Here is an 18279-nt window from a genome sequence, read left to right as displayed (position 1 = left end):
GTTGGCTTACTCAACGACCGTAGTCATCGACTCGCGCTCGAAAAATGCTACTATATTTTTGACTATACACTAAAAGCAATGCAATCGAGTCTTCAAGTTTTTCAAGGACTTGCCGACAAGTGTCTTAGACAGATTGAATCACATTAGAGAATTCCTATGTTTAATAACGCAAGCATCCTAATCACTGGCGGTACTGGCTCTTTCGGTAAAAAATATGTTCAGACGTTACTAAAGCGCTACCAGCCAGAGCGCTTGATTATTTATTCTCGTGACGAACTTAAGCAGTATGAGATGGCTCAGGAATTCGATGCGCCTTGTATGCGCTACTTTATCGGTGATGTACGCGATAAAGATCGCCTGACGCAAGCCATGCGCGATGTGGACTATGTGATTCATGCGGCGGCGCTGAAGCAAGTCCCTGCTGCTGAATACAACCCGATGGAATGCATCAAAACCAATATTCACGGTGCTGAGAACGTCATCGCCGCAGCCATCGCCAATAACGTCAAAAAAGTTATCGCCCTATCTACGGATAAAGCCGCAGCGCCGATTAACCTTTACGGTGCGACCAAACTGGCCTCAGACAAACTGTTTGTCGCGGCCAACAATACCGTTGGTAAAGGTGACACACGTTTTGCGGTCGTGCGCTACGGTAATGTGGTTGGCTCACGCGGTTCTGTGGTGCCGTTATTCAAGAAAAAAGTCGAGCAAGGCGCGACCAGCATTCCCGTCACCCATCCAGACATGACGCGTTTTTGGATTACCTTACAGATGGGCGTCGACTTTGTTTTGAAAAACTTCGCACGTATGCAAGGTGGCGAAATTTTTGTGCCCAAGATTCCTTCGGTACGAATCACGGACCTAGCTGAAGCCTACGCGCCTGGTATTCCAGTAGAAGACATCGGCATTCGCCCAGGCGAAAAGCTACACGAAGTCATGTGCCCAACGGACGATTCTTATCATACGTTTGAATTCCACGATCACTTCGTCATTGCCCCAAGTATCAAGTTTTACCATCAGACCATGAGCTTTGATTCGAATGCTTTGGGCGAACAAGGTGAGTTGGTCGAGCTTGGCTTTGAATACCAATCCGGCACCAACCCTGAGTTTTTATCGGTCGACGAAATCTTGGCATTTGACGATGAGTAACGAATTTATCCCTTACGGTCGTCAGTCAATTACTGCGGCCGATGTAGAAGCGGTCTGCGAAGCGCTGACATCAGACTTTTTAACCCAAGGGCCATTAGTGGGCCAATTTGAGCGTGCTATCGCTAAGCTTAGTCAGTGTAAATACGCCGTCGCGGCTAATAGTGCCACCTCGGCGTTACATGTCGCCTGCTTAGCTTTAGACGTTGGGCCTGGCGACAGCGTTTGGACCACGCCCAATACCTTTATTGCCAGCGCCAATTGTGCGCTGTATTGCGGCGCCAGTGTTGATTTTGTCGACATAGATCCGCAAACCTACAATCTCTGCCCCGTGCGCTTGGCCGAAAAACTGGCCGAAGCTGAGGCTTCTGGATGCTTACCTAAAGTCGTGATCCCAGTGCACTTTGGCGGTCACCCTTGCGATATGCGGGCGCTGTATGAACTAGCGCAAACCTATGGCTTTTCCATTATCGAAGACGCCTCACACGCCATCGGCGCCAAATATAAAGGCACGCCCGTGGGCCAGCGTTATTCGGATATTTGTATTTTCAGCTTCCATCCTGTCAAGGTAATGACTAGCGCCGAAGGCGGCATGGCGATCACTCAGCACGAGCATCTAGCCGAGCGTATGCGCACCTTGGTGCATCAAGGCGTCACTAAAAATAAGCTTGAGCTTGAAACCACCTCGCCTGGAGATTGGTATTATGAGCAGCAAGTGCTGGGCTTTAATTACCGCATGACTGAGCTACAAGCCGCCCTGGGCTTATCCCAGTTAGAGCGCTTGTCACACTTTATCGAACGACGTCGCGCCCTCGTACAGCGCTATTATCAGCTACTCAGCGGCTTACCGATTCAACTGCCAGGCGAAGCGGATTACGGTTTCTCAAGCTGGCACTTATTCCCGATTGTGTTAAATGAAGTACTCGCTGAGCAGCGTGCTAGTATCTTTAAGTATCTGCGTGATCATCAAATCGGCACCCAAGTGCACTACATTCCTGTGCATACTCAGCCGTTTTATCAACAACGCGGTTTTAACTGGGGCATGTACCCAGTGGCCGAAGATTATTATCAACGCACATTAAGCTTGCCACTCTACCCTGACTTGACCGATGAACAGCAAGTGCGTGTAGTGGAAACCCTGCAACAGGCTATCGATCAGGCGATCATTCTATGAACATAGCCGTGATCCCCGCCCGCGGCGGTTCCAAACGCATTCCACGTAAAAACATTAAGCTATTTCACGGTAAGCCAATCATCGCTTATTCAATTGAGTGCGCGCTGCAGTCAGGGTGTTTTGATCGGGTAATCGTGTCGACCGATGATCACGAAATCGCAGACGTAGCGCGACAATATGGCGCCGAGGTGCCGTTTATGCGCCCAGCTGAATTGGCCGATGATTATACTGGCACACTGGATGTAATCGCTCATGCCATTGAGAGCCTTGACGATCTTGATATAGAAGACACCTTGGTATGCTGCATTTACCCTACTGCGCCTTTGCTTGAGCCGCAGGATTTACGCCATGGGCAAGCTTTACTCACAGAGCAGACGCAGGTTCAGTATGTTTTCAGTGCGGTGGCGTTTGATTTCCCGATTCAGCGCGCCATTTATCTGAATGACGCTCAAGAAATCGCCATGTTTCAACCTGAGCATGCGCAAACGCGCTCACAAGATTTACCCGCAGCGTATCATGATGCAGGCCAGTTCTACTGGGGACGCGCCCAAGCTTTTGTGCATAAGCAGGCCTTCTTTGCACAACACTCGCGTATCACCGAGTTGCCTGCATTAAAGGTCCGCGACATTGATACCCCTATCGACTGGGACATCGCAGAGCTATTTTATGAAAAACTCCACGCCGCCAAGCACACATAATTCCTCTGCCAAACGTATTCTATTTTTGGGCTATGATCGCTCAGAAACACGTTTAATCGAGCTTCTGGAATCACACAACTGTGTAATAGACCACTGCCAAGCGCCGATCACGACGCTTGAGAGCTACGATCTCGCAGTATCCTTTGGCTATCGTCACATCATTCAGCCAAGGGTGTTAGAGCAAGCTGCTTGCCCAGTCATTAACTTACATATTTCTTATTTGCCGTTTAATAAGGGCGCCCACCCGAACTTTTGGTCGTTTTACGAAGGCACACCTGCTGGGGTTAGCATTCATCTGATCGATGAAAAGATCGATACCGGCCAGTTGTTGTACCAACAAAAGCTCAGTTTCGATCCGCAGAAACACAGCTTTGCATCGACTTATCAATGCTTGAAAGAAGCGATTGAAGCTCTGTTTGAAAAACATTTAGCTGCTCTGCTAAACCAGTCCTACACCCCACAAACACAGCTTGCTTTCGGTACTTACCATGCCCAAAGTGAGCTGCCAGACGGGGTAGATTGGAACGACAATATTCAAGCTACTATAGAAAGGCTCAAGGCCAATGCGCCGAAAAAAGCGGTGCTGATTCTGTCGAACCTGATGGACAGCGATTCGGTCATCAACGAGGAAACACAACAACGCTGTTTAGCAGCGCTACAATATTTTGACGAACACCAGTGTGACTATTTGATCACCAGCGGCTGGATCTATGATCCGCGCTTTAGTGTCAGCTTATGTGAAGCCACTGCGCGTTTTCTTCAAGCACAAGGCGTGGCTGAAGAGCATATATTACTCAACCCAGCTTCGCGCGATACGGTAGGGGACGCGTTTTTTACGCGCTTGCACTTATTGGCGCGTCACAATATTCAATCCTTAACCGTGGTCACCAGTGATTATCACTTGGCGCGAGCACAAGTTATTTTTAATACTTTGATGCCCGACACACTCACGCTTAACTTTATCGGCTGCGCAACAGCGCACGCGGTTGATCCAGACAAAGAACGTGCCTCACTGACAGTGTTTAATGACACCTTTGCCAGTGTTGATAAACACAATTTAGAAGCACTGCTTTATACTCTGGTAACAAAACATTCCCTGTACAAGGCGAACTGAGAGATGGATACATTACATATCGACGGCCGTGAAATTGGCCCCAATCACCCTCCTTATATTATTGCCGAGCTGTCTGCCAACCATAATGGCAGTCTTGAAAATGCCCTGCAGTTAATTGAGATCGCCAAAAATGCAGGAGCCGATGCGGTTAAGTTACAGACCTACACCGCCGACACCCTCACCATCGACTGCGATAAAGAAGACTTTCAAATCCGCGGCGGCCTTTGGGATGGCAACACGTTGTATAAGCTGTATCAACAAGCCTATACCCCTTGGGAGTGGCACCAAGCGTTATTTGAAAAAGCCAAAGAGCTTGAGCTAACGATTTTCAGCTCACCTTTTGATTACACCGCGATCGAGCTGTTAGAAGAGCTCGGCACGCCCGCCTATAAAATCGCATCGTTTGAGGCAATTGATTTACCACTGGTTGAGGCCGCAGCTCGCACAGGTAAGCCGCTAATTATTTCTACAGGCATGGCCAATGAGGCAGAGATCCAAGAAGCCATCGATACTGCACGTAACGCAGGCTGTACCGAACTAGCGATTTTGCATTGCGTCAGCGGCTATCCCTCCCCTGCTGAACAATACAACTTACGCACCATACAAGATATGCAGCAACGCTTTGATTGCACCGTCGGGCTTTCGGATCACACCATCGACAACATCACAGCGGTGACTTCAGTTGCGATGGGGGCTGCCATTATCGAGAAGCACTTTACCTTAGACCGCAATGGCGGCGGCCCAGACGACTCCTTCTCACTGGAACCTGAGGACCTAACAGCCTTATGCCGTGACACCAAAATTGCGTGGCAAGCCTTAGGCAAAGTCAATTATGACCTCACTGACGCTGAAAAAGGTAACCTGGTATTCCGACGCTCTCTGTATGCAGTGAAAGACATTAAAGCAGGTGAAGCGATCACCAAGGACAACGTGAAGAGTATTCGTCCAGGCTACGGCTTGGCCCCTAAAAATTTACCTGACGTCCTTGGGCAATACGCCAAGGACGATATTGAGCGGGGAACGGCCATCGCTTGGGAGCTTCTGAAGCAATAAAAAAGGCGCCGATGGCGCCTTTTTTATTAAGCATGGTAGCGATCGGATATAATGTTCTCACGCTTGTCTACATAGTCCTTGGCGTTTTCAAGCATCGGCGGCATCTCTCGCACAAACTCTTGAAATACATCAAACAACTTACGTACATTCGCCACTTCAAACCCTTCTATGTTGCAGGCATAGTCCAAAACTTCATTAGCAAAGTAGACAAAGGAGCCATAGAACAGCTCTGCGAGATAAGGCCTGCCGTAGTTGTGCTGAAGTAATGTGTGATTGTTCACTTTAGAAAGAGTCAGCATTAGCCCTTCAAAGTCCGTAAACGACTCATCAAGTAGCTCGCTGACTTTTTCGGTAAACTCCGCAAAATCCTTCTGAATACCAGGAATCACTCTGCTATCAAAGTTATCCGGCTCTGCTGCAGTGATTTGCTCTAAAGCATACTGTTTTGACGCATCCTTAAAAGATTTGCCTTTTGGCAAAATCAACAGGTCATCCGACGAAATCGCGGCTGCTTCACCAATTTTCACGCCATCAGATAAGTTGTAGCATCTTAGTAGCTTGTTTCTTTTCTTTGCCCAACGAATGGCATATTCAAGCTGTATCCGAGAGACATCCATGATAGATGTGGTGTAAGCAATACCGCCATAGTTAGCTTCTCGCTGAATAAGGCTTTTATCAATTCTCGCAAGACCTGAATCTTTACCCTCTTTGGTGTAATAACCACTTAATTTAGAGTGGTGCTGACCACGCTCACGAAAGCCACAATCGGTGCCCATCAAGTAAATATCAGAATACCCCATCTGGGTCACGTATGACATGGCAAGGTTGGCAACCAAAGGCGCCGAAAAGTGCATATGCATCAAGCGAGAGCGATTTTCCTCAGACACCAAATCGGTCAAACACATCATGCTAGATATTGGTTCACTGGGCTTAAGGCCGATGACAGCTCTGTCAAAAAACTGATAAAAGTCTGGATGAATGACATTGACGGTTAACGCAGTGATGCCTTTCAAAAAGTCTTTATCAAGCGGGGCAAGCTTCTCGACCGTTTGTCGGAGACGCTCCACGTCCACATGAAAATCTGGTTTGATCCCATATCTTTGTAATGTGTTAATGGTCGTGCCGCAGGATACGATAATTGCCTCGTCCTGATATTCTCTAATGAACTCAATATGATTATCTAAGGAAGGACCATTACCTAAAATAAACACTGGCACATCAAGCTTATCGTTAAAGCCCGGCTTAGGGTCTTGTTTGGGTTCAACGGCAAGTAGCGTTTTATTCTTTCTGGCAAGGTACTGGCCAATGCCAATAATACCGTCATCAAAAAAGCCCCACCCCATGACTTGCTTACCATATTGGTTATGAAACTCATAGAAAACATCTTTTACATTTTCAATTTTATAACCAAAATATAAATAAGTGTAAGCAGCTAAGTACAAACCGTTGAAGCGCAATCGGTTCATATACTGCGCAATAAAAGTTTTATGGTCCAATCCTAAAAAGAAGTGAAGAGATGTATTACGTCTAAGGGTTTCATCGACTATCCACTGCCAGTCAATGGCAAACAGTGAGTAATAAAAGAAATCTAGATTCTCTTCGTAGATATATACATGCTTTACAAAATGACTGTCTAAGATACGAGTTAACTGGTAACCAAAGTCAAAACCAAATAAGACAATCGCACCCATCGCATCAGGTACGCGAGTAAGCTTTTCATGTTGCGCCTTCAAGTCACTTTTCATTCTACTTATTTTAGTTAAGTAAAACTCATGACGTGACAAGCCTCGGTCATTGGCATCAACGTTTAGCAACGTTCTGTTTGGTTTTTCGCAAAACGCTTGATAGCGTTGCTCAATATCTTTGAATGGTGTTTCGGAGAATACGGTACTACCGTTATTCTCCGGATAAAAAAGGTTTAGCGCCCCATCTGACTCCATAAACACATTTTTATTTTGAGGCTCATAATCTTTCATGACCTCATAGATATCCGGAAAATGCTGTTTAAGCACTTCTATATTCGTGCGGTATCGGTCGCTAAGAATGTCATCGTTATCAACTAACCGCTGACGCCCTGCTTCAATGCGTTGTAATATGGATTCGATTACCGCTTGCTCAAACATTAAAGCTTTCCTACATCTGTATACTTTTTCGAACTCTTGCGTTTTTTGCTGACATCAGACTGTAAGGTTTTAATTTCAGCACGCACAGAGTTTAGCAAGGTTTCTGACTCACGTATCAGTCGATACAGCTCAGTCACCTCTTGTTGGTGAGTGGCGATAAACTCTGAAGAAAGGCCGCCTTGGCTTATCAGCCCAGTAATTCGATCATTGACTTGACAGATGCGATCGATATCAAGCTCTTGAAGAGCACTTTCAAGCTCTGCTTTTAAGGTAAAGAAATTTGCGCCATTGGCAGACATTCTAAAAATCCCTGAAATGGCTTTAGGCGTTTACTGATGAGGCATCTTGTTGCGCAACACCAGCGATTTGATCCCAAGCACCTTTGATTTCAAGCATCAGCCCCATGACTACATCAATCTTAGACACATCCATTTTAAGACCTGCTTCATGCACCTGTTCGATCATGAAGCTGTATAGGGCATCTAAGTTGTCAACTAACTCTGGGTTAGCGTCACGGTCTAACGCATCACGCAAAGCGTTGATGATCTCGATAACACGTGTAAGCGTATTGGATTTGGCTTCCATATCACGGCGCTCGATGAAGCCTTTACTTAATGCAAGACGCTCCAGGGCACCTTGCATCAGTAATTGGATAACACGGTGTGGACTAGCACCCGCCAAATCGGCTTTTAAAGAATCTTTTTTATAGGCATTAATGCCTTTGTTCGTAGCGTACATAGGAACTCCTTAATCTTAGCTATTGCCCGAGCTTAGGCTACTCAGTTGCGACATGAGATAGTTGCCATTTGAGTTGAGACTGGCAAGCGTGGAGTCCAACTGGGTGAAACGATCGCGCAACTGCTGCTCGTACAATTCCATGCGGTATTCGTAATTTTCTAGCTGATCTTCGACATCGGATACCGAGTTATTGGAGGCATCAACCAGATCTTTAAGCAGCCCGTCTGAGCCAGTGTAGCTCGACATCAGTTCTTCTAATTTGCTGCTGATGCCATTTTCACCAGAGAACACTGTAGCCAAGTCATCGTAGCTGTCTTCCATCGCACGATTAAAGCGCGTACTGTCTAACGATAGCTTGCCATCATCATCCATCTCGATGCCCACATCAAAGATACTGCCGAGTGCACCGGCATCAGTGAATGTGGTCATAAGATTAGAGTTTAGAGCACCTTCAAGACCACGCACTAAGCTACTGCCATTTAGTACACTACTATTCGACGTTTGGCGGTCAAATACTGAAAGCAAAGCATTATAGGATTCAACAAAGCTTTCCAATGTTTCTTTGACTTTCTCGGTATCAAAATCAATGCTGGCACGGGCACGCTCAGGATCGCCATTGGCATCTAAATTAGATACGGCTGTCGCCGTAATGGAAAGACCAGAGACAGCGCCGTCAAAGTTGTTAGTGTCACTGCGGATATCAATACCATCAACGTTAATCATGGCATCACGCGCTTCATCGCCGGTACCGATAGTCATGCCGCCAGCACTGCCATCAAACGCTACTGAGGAGACTTTATCTAAGGCCGCATTGGTGTTTTCAACCACAAGGTCGTTACCTTCCCCCGATACACTCGATGTAAGAGAGAGAAAGACGTTACCACTGCCGTCATCAATTAGGTTGGCTGAAACGCCAAAATTACCTTCGGCATCGTTAATTTGCTCACGCAACTCAGATAACGTTGTACCTGCGGTCACACTAATGGTGAAGGTTTCGGAGCCTGCGGTAAAGGTTAGGTCGCCATCCGTACCAGCAGCATCGATAACAGCGTCATCAGCACTACCAAAAGCGCCCTCAGCGGAAACACTGCGACTGCCTTGCGACAGCTGACTGACTGAAATGTTGTATGAACCGTTAGATGCGTCGCTATCCGCTTCAACCGATACAATATCCCCCGAAGCAGGCTGGGTCATATTTGCCGTACGGCCGGTAAATAAGCTGCTATCGCTTAATTCTTTTGCGGCGGTTTCAAACTTTTCAAGAGCAGAACGAATCGCTCCGTAAGCTGACACTTCAGATTTGTAATCGTTGATACGCTCATTGTAAGAGGCGACACGTGAGTCGCGCTGTACACTGACCATGTTTTGGACCAAAGACTCTAAATCTAAGCCTGATCCAACACCTAATGATGATATAGACATATGACTCTCCTAGATGGGCGCCATCAAACAATTACATTTAAACTTTACTGTTGACCAAGTTGCCTTTGAGCTCGTCTAGTTCCCCAAAGATCTCATCTAATCGCTTAGACATTTCTAAGAACTCTTCGGTTGGAATTTGGCGAACCACATCACCAGTCTCTTGATCGATCACTTTGACCACATTCTCTTGGCCATCATCACTTCTTTCAAAAGAAAGGCCAACGCTTAACTGACGCATTTTAACATTCACATCAGCCACATCGGTTGGCTCTACAGCGGCAAGAGATGATTCTGCAAATTCTTTGCCACGCTGTTGCGTTGCATCAGATGTACTATTGCTATCGGCCGACTCCAATACAACTTGAGCATCTTTTTGACGCGCCGTTTGGAAGGCTTGTTCCGCTTGCTGATTGGTTTGTCCAGTTTGCAGAGGGGCAAGGGTATTTTTTGAAAAGTCAGAACTAATAGACATGGGCGTTCTCCCAAATAAAAAAAGCTGGAGTCATACTCCAGCTTTTTAGTATCACTCTATTAACCTAATAAAGATAGCGCAGTTTGAGGACGCTGGTTAGCCTGAGCCAAGATTGATGAACTGGCTTGCTGTAGAATCTGAGCACTAGTTAGCTTAGCAGTCTCTTGAGCGAAGTCTGTGTCACGAACACGTGAACGTGCAGCAGATACGTTTTCAGAGATGTTGCTCAAGTTGTTGATACTTGATGTGAAACGGTTTTGTATTGCACCAAGCTCCGCACGCTTAGAGTCAACCGCAGCAATCATGCTGTCGATGTTGGCAATCACAGATTGCGCACCACTCTGAGTAGAAATACTGATACTGCCTACATCGTAAGTGCTGCTCATACCAGAGATTCTGAAACCTTCCCCTGTCGCGCCTGTTGCTGCAACACTCAAAGAGAAAGAGATTGTTTGACCAGAGTCTGCACCAACTTGGAAAGTACCTGTGTATGAACCATCAAGAAGGTTTTGACCACCAAAAGTAGTGTTGTCAGCAACACGGTTGATCTCTTGAGATAATTGAGCCACTTCTTGTTGTAGTGCCACACGGTCTTCATCAGTGTTTGAACCGTTGGCAGACTGTACTGCCAGAGTACGCATACGCTGAAGCATGTTAGTGGTTTCGTCCAACGCACCCTCAGCAGTTTGTGCTAGAGAGATACCGTCGTTAGCGTTACGTACCGCTTGGTTCAAGCCGTTGATTTGAGACGTCAAACGGTTAGAGATCTGAAGACCCGCCGCATCGTCTTTTGCGCTGTTGATACGCATACCAGATGACAAACGCTCGTAAGCAGTATCAAGCTGGTTGCCTGAAGACATCATCTGACGCTGAGCATTCAACGAAGAAACGTTAGTGTTTACATATAAAGCCATAATAGCCTCCTAGTTTCGCCATGTTGGCTTGCTGCCAAGCAAACCTTGTAGTGGTGTCGGGTCGCCAAACCCACAAACACCTTAAACCTCTTGGTATCTTTAACGGCGCAACTGAAAAGAGCTTTAGCATTTTTTTGAACTTTTTTTCCGCTAGCGGCAAAAAAACACCTAACAAAGCGGCAACTTATTGTATTGAATAACTTTTTTATCTTTAACTTATTTTACAGTTGGCCTGAAATATCGCCCTTCCAAGTCTAAAACAAGCAAAAATAGTAGAAGAATTTATTTTTAATAAGCTGGCACGTAGGTTGCTAAGTAAACAATGAAGACCCGCCAAGTCTTCATAAAAAAAGCCAAGTGCGCTAACACTTGGCTCAAAAATCACTTCTAGGAGTAAGAAGCGAGAAAGTTTTCGAATACCTTCGCCAAAACCTCTTGCCTCCGGTATTCGAAATTGCTTCACATCACGAGCGGCCTGATCAGCCGCTCTTTTTTTCGTTATTAGCCCCCTAGCAATGACAATGCTGTTTGAGGACGTTGGTTCGCCTGCGCAAGAATAGTTGAGCTTGCTTGTTGCAAGATTTGCGCGCTAGTCAGTTTCGCTGTTTCTTCGGCAAAGTCAGTATCACGAATACGTGAGCGAGACGCTGAAACGTTTTCAGAGATATTGCTCAAGTTGCTAATACTAGAAGTGAAACGGTTTTGCACCGCACCCAATTCAGCACGCTTCGAATCCACTGCAGCAATCATACTGTCGATATTGGCAATCACAGATTGCGCACCACTTTGAGAAGAGATACTGATACTACCTACATCGTAAGAGCTACTCATTCCCGAAATTTTGAAGCCTGCACCAGCAGTACCACCCGTTGCAACAACCGTTAGCGAGAAAGAAATCGTTTGCATTGAATCAGCACCGACTTGGAACTGACCTGCATAAGAGCCATCAAGCAGATTTTGACCACCGAAGGTAGTGTTGTCAGCAACGCGGTTGATTTCTTGGGCCAACTGACTTACTTCTTGCTGTAGTGCCACACGGTCTTCATCAGTGTTGGAACCGTTAGCAGACTGCACCGCTAGGGTACGCATACGTTGTAGCATGTTAGTCGTTTCGTCCAAGGCGCCCTCAGCTGTTTGCGCTAGAGAAATACCGTCGTTGGCGTTACGTACCGCTTGGTTCAAACCGTTGATCTGAGAAGTCAGACGGTTAGAGATTTGTAGACCTGCCGCATCGTCTTTTGCACTGTTGATACGTAGACCTGAAGATAGACGCTCGTAAGCAGTGTCTAGACTGTTGCCAGATGACATCATTTGACGTTGAGCGTTTAGCGATGAAACGTTTGTATTAACGTATAAAGCCATAATATTGTTCTCCTAGAAATGTAAAAAGTTCTATGTAAGCATTTGATTTAGTTAGTTATTTGCTTACATCTTGTATAATTTATTTATCGTCCTAGTTGGTAAAAGCTTTAGAATTTTTTTTCACTTTTTTCTAAACGCTTTAGCAAGGGCTATAAATCATACTGACACTTCTAGTAACGGTCAGATAGGCAAAATCTTTAGCAGAAATTTAGGCGATATGATCGATGAAACGTAAATTGTAATCTGCAGGTAAGACGACTTGCTGGATGCGGGTACCTGCGACCTTGTCGATCGCTACATCCGTCGCAACAATATAACTTTTGTTGGTAAGACTATAGACTTGGCGCACGAGCGACGGCTGCTGACGGGCATTAAGCGTGAGCACAAATCCTAGTCGCCCATTACTTAGTTCGACGCAAGAGCCCACTGGCACACTGCCTAAGTGAGATAAAAAAGCATTAAGAACATTCGTATCGAAGGCCAAGCCAGACTCCGCTTTGAGTTTTTCTTGGGCTTGGGTGGGTGTGAGGGGCGCTTTGAAGGTTTGCTCAGATGTCATCGCATCGTAAGCATCCACAATCGCCCCAATTTTACCGTAAGCACTGATCTCTGAGCCGACTTTACCATTGGGGTAACCGGCACCATCTTCGCGTTCATGGTGATCCCAAATCATCTGATAAACCACTTTGGGCATACTTTGGTTGTAGCGCAATAGGCTTTCACCAAACTGCAAGTGCTTACGCATCAGGGAAAATTCGGCGTCGCTGAGCTTACCCGCTTTGTGGGTCAAAGGTTTGGGCAAGCGGAAGCGGCCAATATCAAACAACAACCCCCCCAGCGTTACCGCCCCAACATAACGATCATCTAGCTTTAATGCGTGAGCCAAGCTACAACTGAGCACGGCACAGGCAAAGCTATGCTCAGCAATGTAATCATCGCTATTCTGTATGTGACGCACACACATTAAGGCGTGGGGGTTACGACGATAACTGTCGATTAAGCGCGCACACAATGTTTTAAACGCATCCAAATCCACCGGAGTTCCAGTGGTAGCAAGTTGCGCTTGCTCGGCAATCAATTGACTTGCTTGCGCTTGTAACGCTAACGCCGTGGCCACTTCTTTAGCAAAAGGCGTTGGCTCATTATTGGTAGGCTTTTTAACGACTGGCTTAGACTTGCGCGGAGTAGGAGTAGAAGTGGTATTCGAATCGGCTGGCGCTTGCTGCGTCTCCTGTTCCGGTACCACTCCTGACTGGCGCTCTTTATAACGCTGAATATAGTCACGGGTATGATCATTGAGCTCTTGACGCAAATATTTATAGAGACTCAAGCCTTTGCCATAAAATGCACGCGCCTCACGCGTCGAAGTCCGCTCACCTAGACGCTTCAAACCCGTTACGGATTTACCACGCGCGATGGACAACATAAGAAACAAAAATTTTTCTTCTGCCTCATAACGCTGATCGCGCCCTGTATGCAAGGCATCGTCTACGTAATACTCATCGAAGGGCATAAATTTGCCATCCAGCACAGGCTTTAAATAGTCTAATAAAACCTGCCGAGCAGCGATCGAAACAATACGATGCTTGCGGCCATGCTGAGCCATTAAGCCTTTGACGCGCTTATTGCCCAGCACTTCCTTGAGTAAGCCTAGCTTGGCCACGATCTCGATGGCATTGAAATAGGCAAAATCAACATCTACACCAAACAGGCTGTCTACATTAAATTTTGCCATGAGCCCATCCTACTGCTTAAAGGCGATCAAATAACGATAAAGAACTGATACGACTGAATAATAATTGTGAAGCTGATAAGGCCGTTTCAGACAATTGCAGCTCTGTCGATGCTTTATAAATGTCTAAACCACCGATGTCTTCTTGCGCCGACTTGTTAAAGATTTCTGTCGCTGAACGCTGCGTTTCACGGTTATCAATGGTGTTAATTCGTGAACCAACCGACGATGACACTTCGCCCATACTCGACTGAGTATTGACGATACTGGTGGTCGCGCTATCTAGAAACTCAGATCGCTGCGCGCGAGTTAAAGTCGGATCACGCAAAGCAGTAATAGCGTCCATCACTTGGTTTAACACATTGTCTCGGCCAGGCGGATCAATTGTCATATTGACCGAACTACCGACTGGGCCTGTTAGGGTAAACCTCATGCCATTAATAGTGATCGGTTCACCTGACACATAATCACCAGAGGCGACTACCGCACCGGTATCATCGTTCACAAACTGAAATTGATCCGGTGTGCCGGCTGAAGTCGTCAAGCTAAAACCGTTGGTCGCTGTCGGCAAACCACTAAAATTATCTTTTACAAATTGTTCGTAAGCTTGCTGATCACTGATAGTCGACTCCAGCGTACCACCGCCACCTGCGGTCGCAGTAAAAGTGCTGCGAGTGGGCACATCTTGGAAAAGGCCTTTCCCCGAATCACTGACTTGCACCGACACATTGTCCGCGATTTGCGCGCTACGCGTGCCTTCATTACCCGCAAAAAAGTAACGCCCATCGGTGCCTCGTTCAAACGCAGGGCTGTCTGGCGACGTACCGGCAAAGATGTATTTGCCATTAGAGTCTCTGGAATTCATCAAATCCGCTGTGGTAGCCAGCAGATTCTCCATTTCCCCGGCGATCGCATTCCAATCTTCTTGGGAGTTAGCCGTGTTGACCGACTGAATAATACGTACGTTAATTTGGTCTAAGACATCATTGATGCTACCCAACGCTAAAGAAGAATACTCAAGTGTGTTCTTCGCCAGCGTCATGTTGTCTTTGTACTGCATCAGGCGCTTGTTTTCTAACTCATAGGCCATGACCTTGGCGGCACCATTAGGGTCATCACTTGGACGCACAATATCGGACTGCTCAGAGATACGCTCTTGCACCTGCAAGTTACGCTCACTCGCTTTAGTCATCGACTGCGCAGACTGGTTATAAATTAAGTTTGAAGTGACACGCATTTAATCACCTACCTTAACGCACTGATTAACGTTGAAAATGTATTTTGTGCTGCTGTAAGCACTTGTGCCGAAGCCGTGTAAGACTGCTGGAAACGCAGTAAGTTAACCGCCTCTTCATCTAAACTGACCGCTGAGACTTCATCACGTGCCGCCTCGGTGCGATTCATAATGGCTTCACTAGCATCCGTGTTGGTTTCTAAGGATGCCGTGACACTACCGACCTCGGTTACCAATGAGGTAAAGCCTTGGGCATACGTTTGTGTACCGCCTACCGTCGGCGCCACTTGTAACTCGGCAAGCTTCAAACCGTTGTAGTTATCGGCATTACCCGCGTCATTAAAGCCTATGTAGAAACGATCACCCGCCTGCGGCGTACCATTTAAACTGACATCATAGCCAAATGGGCCCGCATAATCATAACCCAAGGGTGTCGCTGAAAAGGCCTGCTCTAAGATGTCATTATAGCTGCTCAAATCGTACTCGGCCCCCACCGGGTTGCCACTCGCATCATAGAGGCGCACCGTATCAGAGTCGGTAAAGCGTAGCTCCACTGGAGCGTCCGCCTCTAAACCACCCGCCAAAGTAAACTTTGATGTAGCAGGGTCAGTCGAGGTGATTGAGGAGATCTCAAGCTGCGCATCCGATAGGTTAAACGGCGACTCAGACGGGGTCGTCAAATCAATCGGTGCCGATAGCGCAAAGTCGTCTCCAGTACGGGCATTAAGCGTCAGTGAAGACGCTGCGGTTTTCGTTGGTACGAACTCAAAGCGATCGCCCCCGTTATAGGACGCTAAGGCTCCGAATGATACCTCAACACCAAACCCCTCTATTTCATAGTAGCCGTCAGCATTAGGCGTCGCGGTGCCTGTATCAATGATGTCCGACTCACGCGAGATACGCCCATTCATATCGTAATTAACGACTTTAAACTGTGAATTCGAGGTCATCACAAGCTCATAGGAGTCCGTCGTAACATCCGCCGATTGTCCTGCACTGACGCGTACATCCAGCCCCACATTAGGGTTACTGTTTTCAGGGTCGATGGAAACATCAATACTGCGGGTACGGAATAAGTCGTTACCGTAGTCGCCATTGATGTCTAAACCAAGTTTATTCTGCTCGTTCATGGTATCTGATAAGGTCAGCGCTTGCTGGCCCAACATACGCTCTGAAGCGGTAATAAATTCATTACGAAAGGCTAATAAGCCGCCCGTCGAGCCCCCAAGATCATCGGCCGGCACACCAACTGAGTAACGCCCAAAATCGATTTCAGCTTTGAGCACACTGTCAGGGTCCGAGGCATCGGTAATCAACTTAAATTCATTGGCTCGATCGCCTAACACCAGCGGCTGACCAGAGCTTAGATTCACGTTCATCAGGCCTTTGCTGTCGTAGCTAGACTTCACGCTTAGATATTCAGACAGGTCTCGTACCAATTGATCTTGGCGATCACGCAGCTCGTTAGCGCTGTTACTAGACGCCGATTCAATACGGAAAATTTGTGCGTTAAGATCGGCGATTTGACCGGTCAGATTGTTGACCATTTGATTGTTGTTAACCAATTCATCTGAGGCCAGTGTGCGCTGTTCATTGATAAAACCTGCCAGCTCATTGTATTGCCCTGCCAGCTGATCAAAACTTTGATACGCATTGGCACGAGCAGCACTGTCGGTGGCATCACTGTTAGCGGTTTGTAAGGCGCTGAAAGCGTTTTCTAGATAGGTCGCTACCGAAATGCTCTCTTCGCCAAATAAGCTATCAAACGAGCGCATTTTGGTGTGGTAGCTATCGTAGAAATTATAATTGGCGGTGTCACTCTGCAGCTGCTGATTTAGGTACTTGTTGACGATACGATCCGTATCTTGAACGCGAACCCCGCCCCCTTGCTGACTGACGGTCGCCGTTTTTTGACGGCTGTAGCCCTCAGTATCGACGTTGGCAGTGTTTTGACCGGTCGTAGTGATACGCGCCGTACTCGACTGCAAACCGGACAAACCAATGGAATATAAACTGCTCATTTCACCAACCTCTCAATACCAAAGCTTAGGCACATACTTATGTATCGACAGTAGATGCAATTACTTTACCAAGTTGCTTGGTTATATTTGTAAAGGGGTGTTTTCTCTGTAAAAGACTTAGAAAAGGGCTTTAAACCACTTACTTGAGAGGATATTGCTGATTTTATCCGCGTAGTCAGGGTCTGTGGCATAGCCACCTTTTTGCAGGTAAGCGGCAAACATTGCCGCATTGTCCCCAGCCATCAGGGCATCTTTATACCGTTCGCTTGATTGCAAGAAATCCGCGTAGTCATCAAAGCTCTGGGCAAAGGAATCGTAAGCGCGAAACGCCGCTTTCTCTTGTTGGGCAATACCACCACGAAACTCGAGGGTATTAACCAAGGCTCGCTCTCCTGACCAGCGTTGGTCAGCTTTGATTCCAAACAGGTTATAGCTTGGCGAACCGTCGCCTTTGGCCATTGGGTATTTGCCCCAACCGGTTTCCAGTGCCGCCTGCGCCAGAATCGCACGCGGATCGACTCCGAGCTTTTCACCCGCTTGCTGGGCATGCGGCCAAAGCGTTTCAACAAAGCTATCAGGCGATTGGAAAGCGACATCTGCTGCTTTCATCGTTGGCGTCGTTTGCTGTGCATCCTTGACGACACGCTCGGCCATTCTTTCGGCCGCCTGCTTGGCAACCAAATTGGCACTACCACTGTCGAGCAAGGCCATACGCTGCAACACATCGGTATCAGATTGCGCTGCAGCACCCTGCAAACCACTGCCCTTGCCTTCAAACTGACGAATCAAGGCATCAGCAAAACCAATGCCGCCACTGTTGGCCATGGATTGCGCCATCTGTGAATGCATCATTTCGGTATATTGCTTGGTCTGGGAGCTATCAAACAGGCCGCCGCCAATGGCTTCATTGGCGTCACGCATGTTTTTGAAGATCATGTTGATAAAGATAGACTCAAATTGCTTAGCCACATCTTTGAGTGCTGCGTTGGGGTCTTTTTGCGCTTGGTTTTTCAGACCTGCGAGAGAGTTAAAGTCCGCAAAAAAGGTATTGTCGTCGATTCTACTCATCTCACACC

The 18279-nt window shown here is 47.0% G+C and carries 16 protein-coding genes; 5 read left to right on the top strand and 11 right to left on the bottom strand.

What is annotated here, in order from left to right:
- Nucleotides 1–156: 156 nt before the first annotated feature.
- The 5 genes from pseB to pseI are packed head-to-tail and all read left to right on the top strand — an operon-like array spanning nt 157 to nt 5185.
- Complete coding sequence (pseB, locus tag JQX58_RS08695) at nt 157–1149, top strand: UDP-N-acetylglucosamine 4,6-dehydratase (inverting) (protein ID WP_204146443.1); 993 nt, start codon at nt 157–159, stop codon at nt 1147–1149.
- Entirely contained in the window at nt 1142–2320 is a 1179-nt protein-coding gene (gene pseC / locus JQX58_RS08690; RefSeq protein ID WP_204146442.1) for a UDP-4-amino-4,6-dideoxy-N-acetyl-beta-L-altrosamine transaminase, read from the top strand. The genes pseB and pseC overlap by 8 nt, the downstream gene beginning before the upstream one ends.
- Nucleotides 2317–3018, top strand: coding sequence for a pseudaminic acid cytidylyltransferase (pseF, locus tag JQX58_RS08685; RefSeq protein WP_204146441.1), 702 nt, complete (start codon nt 2317–2319; stop codon nt 3016–3018). Before pseC ends, pseF begins: the two co-directional genes overlap by 4 nt.
- Entirely contained in the window at nt 2987–4132 is a 1146-nt protein-coding gene (locus JQX58_RS08680; protein ID WP_204146440.1) for an ElyC/SanA/YdcF family protein, read from the top strand. The genes pseF and JQX58_RS08680 overlap by 32 nt, the downstream gene beginning before the upstream one ends.
- A 3-nt stretch (nt 4133–4135) precedes the next feature.
- Nucleotides 4136–5185, top strand: coding sequence for a pseudaminic acid synthase (gene pseI, locus JQX58_RS08675; protein WP_204146439.1), 1050 nt, complete (start codon nt 4136–4138; stop codon nt 5183–5185).
- A gap of 26 nt (nt 5186–5211) precedes the next feature.
- Here the strand turns inward: pseI and JQX58_RS08670 are convergent, their stop codons facing one another.
- The 11 genes from JQX58_RS08670 to flgJ all read right to left on the bottom strand — a co-directional run bounded on the left by JQX58_RS08670 (nt 5212) and on the right by flgJ (nt 18271).
- Nucleotides 5212–7308: a motility associated factor glycosyltransferase family protein gene (locus JQX58_RS08670; RefSeq protein WP_204146438.1), complete on the bottom strand. Its 2097-nt coding sequence runs from the start codon at nt 7306–7308 to the stop codon at nt 5212–5214.
- Complete coding sequence (locus tag JQX58_RS08665) at nt 7308–7607, bottom strand: hypothetical protein (RefSeq protein ID WP_204146437.1); 300 nt, start codon at nt 7605–7607, stop codon at nt 7308–7310. Before JQX58_RS08665 ends, JQX58_RS08670 begins: the two co-directional genes overlap by 1 nt.
- Nucleotides 7608–7629: 22 nt before the next feature.
- Nucleotides 7630–8046 carry a flagellar export chaperone FliS gene (gene fliS / locus JQX58_RS08660; protein WP_204146436.1) on the bottom strand — a complete coding sequence of 139 codons (417 nt, stop codon included), beginning with the start codon at nt 8044–8046 and terminating at the stop codon, nt 7630–7632.
- Between the two features lie 15 nt (nt 8047–8061).
- Complete coding sequence (fliD, locus tag JQX58_RS08655) at nt 8062–9468, bottom strand: flagellar filament capping protein FliD (protein ID WP_204146435.1); 1407 nt, start codon at nt 9466–9468, stop codon at nt 8062–8064.
- Nucleotides 9469–9505: 37 nt separating this feature from the next.
- Nucleotides 9506–9940, bottom strand: coding sequence for a flagellar protein FlaG (locus JQX58_RS08650; RefSeq protein ID WP_204146434.1), 435 nt, complete (start codon nt 9938–9940; stop codon nt 9506–9508).
- A gap of 59 nt (nt 9941–9999) precedes the next feature.
- Nucleotides 10000–10854, bottom strand: a complete 855-nt coding sequence (locus JQX58_RS08645) for a flagellin domain-containing protein (protein WP_204146433.1) — start codon at nt 10852–10854, stop codon at nt 10000–10002.
- A gap of 501 nt (nt 10855–11355) precedes the next feature.
- The gene (locus tag JQX58_RS08640; protein WP_204146432.1) at nt 11356–12216 is read right to left on the bottom strand and encodes a flagellin domain-containing protein; all 861 of its coding nucleotides are present in this window, start codon (nt 12214–12216) and stop codon (nt 11356–11358) included.
- A 208-nt stretch (nt 12217–12424) separates the two neighbouring features.
- Nucleotides 12425–13951, bottom strand: a complete 1527-nt coding sequence (locus JQX58_RS08635; protein ID WP_204146431.1) for an HD-GYP domain-containing protein — start codon at nt 13949–13951, stop codon at nt 12425–12427.
- Nucleotides 13952–13967: 16 nt separating this feature from the next.
- Nucleotides 13968–15185: a flagellar hook-associated protein FlgL gene (gene flgL / locus JQX58_RS08630; protein ID WP_204146430.1), complete on the bottom strand. Its 1218-nt coding sequence runs from the start codon at nt 15183–15185 to the stop codon at nt 13968–13970.
- 8 nt (nt 15186–15193) lie between these two features.
- Entirely contained in the window at nt 15194–17203 is a 2010-nt protein-coding gene (flgK, locus tag JQX58_RS08625; protein ID WP_204146429.1) for a flagellar hook-associated protein FlgK, read from the bottom strand.
- Between the two features lie 117 nt (nt 17204–17320).
- On the bottom strand, nt 17321–18271 hold the full coding sequence (gene flgJ / locus JQX58_RS08620) for a flagellar assembly peptidoglycan hydrolase FlgJ (protein ID WP_204146428.1): 951 nt from the start codon (nt 18269–18271) through the stop codon (nt 17321–17323).
- Nucleotides 18272–18279 lie beyond the last annotated feature (8 nt).

The organism is Marinomonas ostreistagni (assembly GCF_016888445.1).
Lineage (GTDB): Bacteria > Pseudomonadota > Gammaproteobacteria > Pseudomonadales > Marinomonadaceae > Marinomonas > Marinomonas ostreistagni.
The sequence above is the reverse complement of the archived record's forward strand: the minus strand, read 5'-3'. Positions and strand labels throughout refer to the sequence as shown.